The sequence below is a fragment of the Lactobacillus sp. ESL0246 genome (genome assembly GCF_003692965.1).
GTDB lineage: Bacteria > Bacillota > Bacilli > Lactobacillales > Lactobacillaceae > Lactobacillus.
In genome coordinates this window covers 29952-41961 of record NZ_REHC01000006.1, presented here as the reverse complement: position 1 = coordinate 41961, position 12010 = coordinate 29952, and the positions used below count along the sequence as shown (strand labels likewise).

At 34.8% G+C, this 12010-nt stretch carries 9 protein-coding genes; 2 read left to right on the top strand and 7 right to left on the bottom strand.

Annotated elements, in window-relative coordinates:
* Nucleotides 1-11: 11 nt before the first annotated feature.
* The 5 genes from F5ESL0246_RS02015 to F5ESL0246_RS01995 all read right to left on the bottom strand — a co-directional run bounded on the left by F5ESL0246_RS02015 (nt 12) and on the right by F5ESL0246_RS01995 (nt 8834).
* Entirely contained in the window at nt 12-749 is a 738-nt protein-coding gene (locus tag F5ESL0246_RS02015; RefSeq protein ID WP_305021739.1) for an amino acid ABC transporter ATP-binding protein, read from the bottom strand.
* 261 nt (nt 750-1010) lie between these two features.
* Nucleotides 1011-3680 (bottom strand): calcium-translocating P-type ATPase, PMCA-type, encoded by a 2670-nt coding sequence (locus tag F5ESL0246_RS02010; protein WP_122017863.1) that lies wholly within the window; start codon nt 3678-3680, stop codon nt 1011-1013.
* A 177-nt stretch (nt 3681-3857) separates the two neighbouring features.
* Nucleotides 3858-5030 carry a nucleoside transporter C-terminal domain-containing protein gene (locus F5ESL0246_RS02005; protein WP_122017862.1) on the bottom strand — a complete coding sequence of 391 codons (1173 nt, stop codon included), beginning with the start codon at nt 5028-5030 and terminating at the stop codon, nt 3858-3860.
* A 10-nt stretch (nt 5031-5040) separates the two neighbouring features.
* Complete coding sequence (locus F5ESL0246_RS02000; RefSeq protein ID WP_122017861.1) at nt 5041-6237, bottom strand: bifunctional UDP-sugar hydrolase/5'-nucleotidase; 1197 nt, start codon at nt 6235-6237, stop codon at nt 5041-5043.
* A gap of 197 nt (nt 6238-6434) precedes the next feature.
* Nucleotides 6435-8834, bottom strand: coding sequence for a phosphoketolase family protein (locus tag F5ESL0246_RS01995; RefSeq protein WP_122017860.1), 2400 nt, complete (start codon nt 8832-8834; stop codon nt 6435-6437).
* Nucleotides 8835-9116: 282 nt separating this feature from the next.
* Between F5ESL0246_RS01995 and F5ESL0246_RS01990 the strand changes: the two genes are divergently transcribed.
* Together F5ESL0246_RS01990 and F5ESL0246_RS01985 are read left to right on the top strand one after the other, a co-directional pair.
* Nucleotides 9117-9881 carry a DeoR/GlpR family DNA-binding transcription regulator gene (locus F5ESL0246_RS01990; RefSeq protein WP_122017859.1) on the top strand — a complete coding sequence of 255 codons (765 nt, stop codon included), beginning with the start codon at nt 9117-9119 and terminating at the stop codon, nt 9879-9881.
* Nucleotides 9882-9888: 7 nt separating this feature from the next.
* Nucleotides 9889-10248: a bacteriocin immunity protein gene (locus tag F5ESL0246_RS01985; RefSeq protein ID WP_122017858.1), complete on the top strand. Its 360-nt coding sequence runs from the start codon at nt 9889-9891 to the stop codon at nt 10246-10248.
* Nucleotides 10249-10282: 34 nt separating this feature from the next.
* Here the strand turns inward: F5ESL0246_RS01985 and F5ESL0246_RS01980 are convergent, their stop codons facing one another.
* Together F5ESL0246_RS01980 and F5ESL0246_RS01975 are read right to left on the bottom strand one after the other, a co-directional pair.
* A complete protein-coding gene (locus tag F5ESL0246_RS01980; RefSeq protein WP_122017857.1) occupies nt 10283-11008 on the bottom strand; it encodes a GntR family transcriptional regulator in 726 nt (241 codons plus the stop codon).
* Nucleotides 11009-11020: 12 nt separating this feature from the next.
* Nucleotides 11021-11941, bottom strand: a complete 921-nt coding sequence (locus tag F5ESL0246_RS01975; RefSeq protein WP_122017856.1) for a nucleoside hydrolase — start codon at nt 11939-11941, stop codon at nt 11021-11023.
* Between the last annotated feature and the right edge of the window lie 69 nt (nt 11942-12010).

Here is a 12010-nt window from a genome sequence, read left to right as displayed (position 1 = left end):
ACTTGGCCTCCTTAATGTGAAATGATTTTACTTAGAAATTGTCGTGCTCGTTCCGTTTTCGGATGCTTGAAAAAGCTATCACTATCATCATCTTCAACTATGGTGCCTTTATCCATAAAAATTACCCGATTGGCAACTTCTTTTGCGAAACCCATCTCGTGTGTCACTATTAATGATGTCATCCTGCTTTCACTTGTAACCTTTTTAATGACTTGTAAAACGTCATCAATCATCTCAGGATCAAGCGCGGATGTTGGTTCATCATATAAAATTAATTTTGGCTTCATTGCTAGCGTTCGGGCAATGGCCACACGTTGCTTTTGCCCACCAGAAATCTGTGATGGCATATTGTGTGCCCATTTCTCTAAACCAACCATCTCAAGAAGCTCCATGGCTTGCTTTTTGTTTTCTTCTTCAGGTATGTGACTAACAATTCTTGGCGCTAACATAATATTCTCTAATACGTCTTTGTTTTTATACAAATTAAAGTGCTGGAATACCATGCCAACATCACTACGTAGAATATTTAAATTAGTTTTAGGATCAGACAAATCGTGGCCATTAACTATCAATTTGCCTTTTTGAATTGATTCAAGACCGTTTACAGTACGTACCAAAGTGCTTTTACCAGAACCTGAAGGTCCAATTAAAACCACCGTTTCACCTTGATCTATCTCTAAGTTAATGTCGTGTAATGCGTGAAAATGGCCATAATATTTTTGCACATCGTGGAATTCTATCATCGACACTGTTATCGCCCCTTTCATAGTCAATACAAATTTAAAAACTAAGTATTTAGTAAATTCTACTATAATCTATTAAGAACTTTAAAAAATAAGCTCAATTTTAACAAAAAATTATATGTAATACACAAAAAATTTTATAAAAAACGTTTAAACAGTACTTCTAAAAAACAGCCAGAACATTTTTTATGGCTATACTAAACGATTATAAGAAAAAGCACTGTTTTAAAATTTACATCAAAACAGCACTGTTTTATTTAGGTATATTTAATTTTTACCAGCTAGTCGTTGACAAAACTTTACAATTTCTACGATCACAATCATGCAAACTCCAGCAAATAAGACAATTAACCATTGAGTGGCATTCAATTCAGTTACATCAAAGAATTTAGTCATAAACGGCAATTCAACGGCAGCCATTACAATTGCTGAAATCAGAATAGCCCAATTAAACCACTTATTAGCAAAAATATTCGTATTAAAAATTGATTGATGAATATACTTAGAATTAACTGCATGAAATAATTGAATTAATCCTAAAGTAAGAAACGCCATCGTTAGTGCATCTGCATGCTGCAAATTTGTATTGCCAGTATGCGGGCCAAAATTTAGTCCTAATTGGTAAGTTATTAAAACAAGGATACCTTCTAAAATACCTTGATAAATAATCGAACTCGAAACGCCCCCGCTAAAGAAGTTTGATTTTTTCCCCCGTGGCAATCGCTTCATAATTCCCTTTTCAACGGGTTCTAGTCCCAACGCAATTGCTGGCAATGTATCTGTTACTAAGTTAATCCATAATAATTGCACCGGTGCTAAAATGTCCCATCCTAACATCGTCATCATAAATACAGTTAAGACTTCACCAACATTACAACTCATTAAATATAAGATTGCTTTTTGAATATTACTGAAAACTTTACGCCCCTGCTTGACTGCCTCAACAATTGTCGCAAAATTATCGTCAGCCAAAATCATATCACTGGCACCTTTAGATACTTCTGTCCCAGTAATTCCCATGCCAATACCTATATCTGCTTGCTTTAGGCTAGGAGCATCATTAACACCATCACCAGTCATTGCCACAATTTTTCCTCGAGCCTGCCAAGCTTTAACTATTCTTACTTTATGTTCTGGTGATACTCGTGCATACACACTAAAGTCTGGTACATGTTGCTCTAAATAGTTATCACTAAACTCATCTAATTGACTACCTGTCACAACTTGTTCATCTTGGCCAGGCTTTAAAATTCCCAACCTTTCAGCAATTGCTTGAGCAGTTACCTGAAAATCTCCGGTTATCATAATAGTTCTAATTCCGGCTTGATGAGCTTCGACAATTGCCTCCTTTGCTTCTGGTCTTTCAGGATCGATCATTCCTACTAAACCAGCAAAAACCAAATCTTGCTCAACATTATTAGTTGTAGGTTCTTCATAAAGTTGATCAACTTTTTTATAAGCCAAGCCTAAAACACGCAACGCCTTTTGAGCCATCTCCTTATTACAAGTTAGAATCATTTGTTTTTGTTTTTGTGTAATTGGGACAATTTGCCCATTTTGTTCAATTTGCGTCACGCGCTCAAGTAATTGATCAGGAGCACCTTTTACTGCAACCAAATATTGTTCATCGTCTTGATTAATAGTACTCATCAACTTGCGGCTTGAATCAAATGGCACTTCTTGTCTTCTCTTGTGTTTCTTTAATAATTCAGGTACTGCAATTTGATGATCAATCGCATATTGAATCAAAGCTGTTTCTGTCGGATCTCCAAGCAACGTATTACTATCATCTAATTTTGAATCATTTGCTAATATCATCACCATTAGTGCATGATTAGATTCTTCAATTTTTTGAGTAGCTGTATGCTGTTGATTATCATAAAATACTTGCTCAACCGTCATTTTATTTTGAGTTAACGTACCAGTCTTATCAGAACAAATAATATCGGTTGCTCCTAAGGTTTCAACTGCGGGTAATTTACGCACAATTGATTTATGCTTTGCCATAACTTGTGTACCAAGAGCTAAGATAATCGTTACTATTGCTGGTAATCCTTCAGGTATGGCAGCAACAGCAAGTGAAACTGCAACTAAAAACATGTCAATTGCAAGTTTATCAGTCGGCTCCGTTCCCTTTTTAGTAAAGAAACCGACCGCGAATACAACCACACAAATCAGCAAAATCATAAGTGTTAGAGTTTTACCCAATTGATTCAAGTTTTGCTTTAAAGGCGTATCAGTTTCATCAGCATTATTGAGCATTGCTGCAATTTTACCAACCTCAGTATTCATACCTGTCTGAGTAACAATTCCTTCGCCTCGCCCGTACGTAACGTTTGTATTAGCAAAGGCCATATTAACTTGATCAGCTAATGCAACTTTTTTTTCATCAATTTGAGTATCCGATTTATCGACAGGTACTGATTCACCAGTCAAAGCAGATTCTTCAACTTTCAAACTTTTTGTAACCGATAAACGTAAATCAGCAGGTACAACGTCACCAGCCTCAAATAAAACAATATCACCTGGAACCAAATCTGTACTTGGAATTTCAACAATTTGTCCGTTACGCCGCACATGCGCATTGGGTGTTGCCATTTTCTTTAGCGCATTAATTGCCTCTTCAGAACGGGCTTCTTGAAACACACCAAGAACTGCGTTTAAGATGACAACCACCATAATAATTGCTGCATCAGTCCACTCTCGAGCAACGAATCCCGAAAGTAAAGCAGCGATTATCAAAACGATTATCATAAAATCCTTAAATTGCGCAATAAAACGTTGCCAAATACTAATTTTTCTTTTACTGGCTAAACTATTGGGTCCATATTTTTCCCTCATTTGTTTAACCTGAATGTCAGTCAAACCTTGATTACACGAAGTGGCTAATTGTTTAGCTACTTCTTCAGTTGTTTCATTATAAAAACTTTGGGGCATTTTTGACCTCCTAATATAAAAAAAGAGACTCGTATGCCTGACACACAAGTCTCACTAATTAAGATAAGTCCAGAAGTATTTCTTCGGTTGTTGGGCTTATCGCAGGTAATGCTGTTACTCCCTTATGATTAATTTTATTATAAATAAATTTATTGTTTTTAACAAGAATAATGATAATTAAAATGAGTAAAATAGTCCCGCTAAAGCACCATTAATAATACTGACTGCCGTTGCAACCAAAAACAAACGTAAGGCATGACTTGCAATCGCCTCACCATGTTTGTCATCAACCATTGTATGCATAATTCCCAAAGTTGTTCCTAAATTTGGTAAATTGGCAAAGGAAATTAAAAATACACTTACAATTGCTTGAGTTTTTAGCGGTACAGTATTCATATTAATTTGGTTAATTGCAACGAAAATATTAGTAAAAGCCTTAGTTGCAATTACAGTACCAGCACTAACAATAGAGTGGACATCTATACCCATTAAAAATGTAATTGGAGCACATACATAGCCTATAAGAGCTGTCAACGTTTTACCGCAAACCGATTTAAAGATAATATTAACAAAGGTAATTAAAGAAACGAAACCAATAATTGAAATTGAAATATTAATTGCTAATTTAAAGCCTAGATTCATGCTGTCTATCAGCCTAGTAATGAGAGATTTTTGATTCGTATTTTGAGTAGAAATTTCATAACTGACTTTTGATATATCATAGGGGGCAACGATTTTAGCAACGATAATCGAAGTAAATAGATTAAGGACTAACGCCACAATGATAAATTCCGATTTAATAATATGCATATATGAAGCAAGCATTGTCAGCGTTGTATTTGACAATGTATAAATTGATAAAGTAAATAATTGATTAGGCGACATATCTTTCATTTGATCTTTAAATGGAACAAAGACTCCATTACTTACAATCGGGTAACTTAAAATTGTAAATGCATTAATTTCATCAATATGAAATAGCTTTTTCAGTACTTTACCTACATATTTGATAATGAATGGTAAAATTCGTAGATATTGTAACAATTCAATCAATGCACAAATAAATATCAATGGCAGCAACACATCTAAGAAAAACTGAGAGGCTGCTGCTGGATTTTTCAAATTACCAAAAACAAAGTTAACCCCTTTGCTGCTAGAAGCACTAATAATATTTAAGCTGCTCGACAAACCCTTAATAATCCAGTCACCAACCGTTGTCTTTAATATTAAAAATAAAATTACAACTTCAGTAACAAATAAATATAAAATTGATTTATAATCAATCATTTTACGATCAAAACTGACCCCATAAAGCAACCCTAATACCAATATTATTCCAATTAATCCCATAATTTTCTCCTTAATTGTGCTGCTTCAAGTAGTGTGAATACTCATCAACAATATTATCTACAAATTGATCCGTTAAACGATATTCAGGTACATCATATGTATTAGTGAGAATAACAAAATCATTGGCCCCCAGTTTATAGTTTTCTTGCTTCAAGGTCCAGTTTTGCTTTGTAAATTTCTTATATTCCTGTTGATTTAAATGATAAATTCTAACACCATATGGAATTGTAAAAGAATCAATTACCTGTTTTCTGGTTTTACCTTCTAATTTAATAAAAACTCCCATTTCATTTCTTGCAAATTTTTCTTGTAAAAATTTTATTAGGTAGTCAAGATTCAATGGTGTTTGTAGCCAAGACTGGTAGACTTCTTCACTATAAAATTTGCCAGACTGCATAGGCAGAGTATCTGTTGCAATAACTTCTTCTTGACGTGTACTAATTTCTTTTTGCTCATTAAATTCAAACGCCATGTGACCAAAATAATTTCCACGATATCCTCCTTGAACAACTAAAGTTTGGCCGAGTTGTCCATGGTTAACGCGGTGTTGGTGTCCACAACTAAATCCATCAATTCCAGGTGTATTTGTTACTAATTTAAAAGTTTCATCTTCACCAGTGGCATAATTAATTTCGTTATGGGTAGTGAGATCACGTTCAATTCCACCATGATAGCCAACCAACACCAGATCAACTTGATCCCGTAGAATCGCAACTTGTTTTTGCAGCTCTGGTAACGCCTCTTTAACAATTAATCCTGATGTTACATCATAGTCACTAATCATAGACATTCTGCTTGTTAACAAGCCAATAACACCAACTTTAATACCTGCCACCTCTTTAATTGAAAACGGAGGAAAAAGCAACTCATCATTATCTGAAAACGCATTACAACAGACGTAATCTGCGGTTAAATGTTTAACTTGCTCTTTTAAATAACGAACACCATGATCAAAATCATGATTCCCCGGTACCATAACGTCAAAACCAACTTTATTGGCGTATTCTACTAGCGGTGAGATTGGTAACTCATCGCAAAAAAAAGTTGTCAATGGGTTGCCGACAAAAAAGTCACCACTATCCATTAATAATGAATTAGGATATTTTTGCTTTAATCCTTGCAAAGCTAACGCTGGCGCTTGGGCATTGTTCGCAATAAAACCATGGATATCCGTTGTGGTTAACACATTAATTTTTTTAGTCATCATTTTTTCCTTTACTTTAGCATCAAAGTTAACATTTAATTAAATTCTATAATAAATCGTTCGTAAATATCAACAAAAATTTATAAAAATTACAATGTAAGATGTATTTCAAAACAAAAAGGCTAACTCCCTTAAGATAATAGAAGTTAGCCTCAATCAAAAATAATTAACCGCTTTATTTTAATTAAACAAAATTTACTTTATTCTAAGCCAGTCCATTTCCACTCTGTCACTTCAGGAATATCCTTACCATTATCACGAATATAATCATGGTGTTTAGCTAAAAGCGTATCCATTTGATTTACAAAGCCTGTACTCTTAGAAGCATATCGTGGGACACTTAAAATAGCATCTTTCGCTAAATGGAACCGATCAAGTTCATTGACAACACGCATATCAAATGGAGTAGTAATGTCGCCTTCTTCTTCATAACAATGAATATGAACGTTGCTACGACCGCGACCAAACCAAATTGATTCCATCATTGCCTTATAACCATGCCATGCAAAGATAACGGGAACATCACTTGGGAATAGTTGCTCAAATTCTTCATCAGAAATAGCTTCTGGATTGTCCTTAGTATTCATCAATTTCATAACATCAATCACATTAATGTACCGAATCTTTAAGTCAGAGAAATACTTATGTAAAATGTCAATTGCTGCTAATGATTCCATAGTTGGTTCTGTTTCTGTTGAAGCGAAAATCACATCTGGCTTAGAATTTTGATCGGTTGAAGCCCAATCAATATATGATAAGCCATGTTCAGCAATCCTAGTTGCTTCATCAATCGAGAACCACTGTGGGCGTTCCTGCTTAGATGTTACCAAAATATTGATGCATTCACGATCTGTAAAGGCCTTTTTAGAAACAGCCAAAAGTGAATTAGTATCAGCTGGTAAGTATTCATGAACAAGATCTGGCCGATTCTTTTCATACATATGGGTCAATATGCCTGGATCTTGGTGAGTATACCCATTATGATCTTGTTGAAAAACAGTAGAAGTTGCAACAAAATTAAGTGATGGATAATCCTTACGCCAATACTGTTCTTTGGCTTTTCTTAACCATTTCATATGTTGAGTCAACATTGAATCAACAACCCTGCCAAACGCTTCATAAGTGGCAAAGAACCCATGGCGACCAGAAAGAACGTATCCTTCAAGCCAACCTTCATCTTGATGTTCAGATAATTGTGAATCAATTAAACGTCCACTCGTTGCTAAATTTTCATCATTTGGTGTATGAATTGAACTTTCCCATTGACGTTTTTGCTCATCAATAAATTTGAACAGCCGATTTGACTTTGTTTCGTCAGGACCAAAGCCACGGAAATTATCTGGATTGAGTTCTGCAATTTCGCTTAGATACTTTGCCCATTCCGTCATATCTTCTGCTTCAATTGAACCAGGTTGATCAAATTTTAAAGCGTATTTTCGATAATCAGGTAAACTTAGTCGCCTAGAATTTTTACCGCCATTAGTAATTGGATTCATAGCCATGCGACTTTCACCAGTAACATTATCAGCAGTAACCAATTCGGTTGGTACACCGTTTGAATCAAATAGTTCTTCTGGTTTATAACTCTTTAGCCAATCAATCAACATATCTTTATGCGTCATATCATCTTGAGCTACAGGGATTGGAATTTGGTGGGCTCTAAATGAATTTTCGATTGGATTGCCGTCAAGATCAAATTTAGGACCGGTCCATCCTTTAGGTACACGGAAAATAATCATTGGCCAATTAACAATCGAAGCATCATTATTTTCACGAGCATGTATTTGAATAGCCTTAATTTCTTCAATCACAGTATCCATCAGCTTAGCCATTTCTTCATGAATTTCCATATGATCCTTATAGCCATCAAATTCACCGCCTTGATAGGCTGAAATGATATACGGATGCCAACCCATACCTTCAAAATATTTAGTCAGTTCTTCATCGGTCATCCTAGAAACAATAGTTGGATTCGAAATTTTAAACCCATTAATCTGCAAAATCGGTAAAATCGCACCATCTTTAATTGGATTGATAAATTTATCACTAAACCAACTAGCTGCTAAAGGTCCCGTTTCTGCTTCGCCATCGCCTACTTCAACGGCGGCAATAACATCAGGATTATCCAAAATTGCACCGGTACCATGAGAAATCGAATAGCCTAATTCTCCACCTTCATGCATTGAACCTGGAGTTTCAGGAGCAGCATGAGACGCAGAACCGCCTGGAAAACTAAAACGCTTAAATAGTTTAGTCATTCCAGCTTCATTTTGCTGAATTTCAGGATAAAGCTCACTATATGAGCCATCGAGGTATGAATTAGATACCATCACTTGACCGCCATGTCCTGAGCCTTCAATATAAAACATGTCCAACCCATATTTCTTAATAACCCGATTTAAATGGGCATAGATAAAGTTTTGTGGTGAGATTGTTCCCCAATGGCCAATTGGCTTAGGTTTAACATCGCTTGCTTTAAGATCATCTTTTAACAATGGATTGCTCATTAAAAAGAGCTGTCCGACTGATAAATAATTGGCTGCCCGCCAGTGAGCATCAACGCTTTTAAGAAAGTCTTTTGAATCGTAATCAACTGCCATATTAATTCTCCCTTGTCTTGAAAATTATTTCTTTGTTTATACACAGTATTATAACAGCTTTTGATTAAAGTTCAACCATTTTAAAAATTGGGACGAACCAATTTCTATGATAGGGTTTATACGAATTGACTTCTAATAAGAGTTGAATTCACAATAAATAATTTTTACACTTAAGCATTAATATGGCGAAATACTGAAAAATACTTAATTTAAACACTCAGTGGCTTTAAAGCCATTAATCTTATCAAATTAAAATGTTAAATTAATTGTAGGAGAAGAAATATGACGCAAGAAGAACGACTTTATGAAATCAAACAGCTTTTGAATCAAAAACATCATCTAGTTACCAAAGACTTGGCTTCTTATTTTAATGTTTCCTTCGATACAGCACGGCGTGATATTATACGTTTAACAACAACCGGTCAAGCCATTCGCGTTCATGGGGGGTTAATTTCTGTTAATCGTGATGATGTCCCTAACTTTTTGACTAGAAATAAAATTGATTCACCACTTAAGATAAAAATGGCCGAAAAGGCAAAAAGATTTGTTCATCCCAACCAGTGTGATTTTATCGGTCCATCAACTACGTTAAAAAAATTATGTGAACTCATTAACGGAATTGATGTTCAAATAGTTACTAATTCAATTGATAACACTCTTGAGTTAATGCGTTCAAATCTTCCTCAAGTTCGGTTATTAGGCGGCAAAGTTGATAAAGAACATCGCTTTAATTATTCAGTTACAGCATTAGAATTGTTAAAACGAATGAGCTTCAATACCGCCTTTATCGGAACTTCAAATGTTAAAAGTGATGGGATATACCTTACTAAAATGAGCGATGCTGAACTTATTCGGGTTGCTGCCTCTAGGGCTAAACAAGTAATTGTAGTAGCTGAAAAACATAAATTCGATAGTCAGAATACTTCTCCTTATATGACTATTTCTCTTGATCAAGTTGATGTCCTAATTACAGATGTTTCTTTACCGCAAGAAATCAAGAAGCAGTTTTCGCCAAAAACTCAAATTATTCCTATTTTGAAAAAGTGATTCTTAAATGTATCTAAGTAATAACCAAAATGATAAGCAAGCACTAAACGAGGTTTATCAAATATTAAAACAATTTTACCAAAGCTTTTTTAGTAATATTTATAATGAATTAAATATTTTGAAGTACAAGAAATTACGCGACTCAATTGGATTAGTAATTTATAAATTCGATACTCATGACCATCCTCAAGAATATTGTACAAAATTAGTAATGTTTATTCAGGCATATGTTACTATTCACCATCTTCATTTGTCTTCAAAACAACAATATCTGCTAAAGAGCCTAAGTACCAAATCCAAAGGTATCAGCCTTAGATTTCTTTATACCGGACCTATTATGGACGATCAACAATTTCTCGATAAATAGTTAACTATAACAAAAAAACAGGCAATTGCCTGTTTTATTTGTCTAAATTAACAAAGGTATTAAATCGCATATATTGATAATGTATTCGCATACTTGAAAACTCAAAAGGCGTTCCATCATCAAGGAAAAAGATTCCTTCCATTACTCCAACAGGCTCAGTTGGCTTAAGTCTTAAACATTTCTGATCCTCAGAACTTGAAGGTTCAACCGTAATATTTAAAAAAGCTTTAGTAACAACCTTATTTTGAGTATCTTCTAAGTAATTAAATAACGAATTTTTTAAGTGTTCTGGTTTCAATTCAGGTACCACTTTAATTGGCAAATATCCTGTTTCAATCAAAAAAGGTTGTTTATTTAACAACCGTAAACGGCGAAACTCATACACAAAATCATTTGGATTTAGAAACAAATCCTGAACTATAGCATCTGATGCCTTAATAACTTTAAAATTAAGCAACTTAATTCCTTGAGTTTTTCCTGGTACCTTCAAACTATCTGTTAAACCCAGATTTGAGCCCTCATAACGAAAAAGCGACTGATTTTTTAAATATAACGGGTTAATAAATGTGCCACTGCCTCTTTTTTTAAAAACAATGCCTTGCTGGGAAAGTAACTCCATTGCCCTCTTCATGGATGAACGACTGACCTGGTAATGTTCCGCAAGACTTCGCTCATCAGGTAGACGCATTCCATCGTACTTATTCTCTAATATGTTCTGCTTAATATCATGCATCACTGTTCGATAAACAAAATCTGCCATGCTTTACCTCAATTACTTCACTTTTCTGATTGCATCGATTAACCACTCTGCAAAAGCTACTTGATCTACTTGAACTCCGACCTGCGCATTAGCAGGCTTATTAAAGAATTTATCAAAGTCAATCACTGATGCACCATACGCATTGGGACTTTTTGTATCAACAACTACATATGCTGGCTTAAATTCATACATTTGCGGTTTAAGCAGCATTCCAACTGCCAACGCGTCATAAATTTCACGTCCGTTGGTTTCCGTTTTATCATTTAACTTAGATAACAAATGATAGAGCATATCACCCGCACGACCTAGTTTTTTAACTTTTTCCATTGTAGTTTGGGTAACAAAAGCTTGGTGACCAAGTTCTAAGGGTGCCAATAAAATTTTAACATTACTTGAAAAAACAATTTGTGCTGCCTCTGGATCACCTGCAACATTATATTCACTATATGGACCCCAATTTCCTCGACCAATAGCACCACCCATAATTACTAATTGGTCAATTCTTGACAAGTCTTCCGGATATTGCCGAAAGTAAAGTGCATAATCTGTTGCCGGACCAATCTGCACAAGAGTAACTTTTTCTTGACTATTTGCTACAACTTCATGGATAGCTTCAGCTGCTAGCTTAGATTGCAACAAACTTGTATCAGGTTCAGGAAAATCATAGCCATCCATTCCACTTTTACCATGAACATCGGATGCATCAATCAAATTTCGTAGTAAGGGACGGGAAGCACCTGAAACAACGGGGACATTTGTTTTTAAAAAAGTTTCCAATTTCAAGGTATTATTCAAAGTTTTATCCAATGGAACATTACCCCAAGTTGCAGCAATCAATTTAACATCAAGTTCACCAGAAAAAAGCGCAATTGTAATTGCAACAACATCATCGATTCCGGGATCAGTACTAATAATTACAGGTTTTTTAGTCATTTGCTTCTCCTCTTTTAAAAAGTTTATAAAGTTATCATACCAAATCTATCACCTAAATGACGTGAGAAT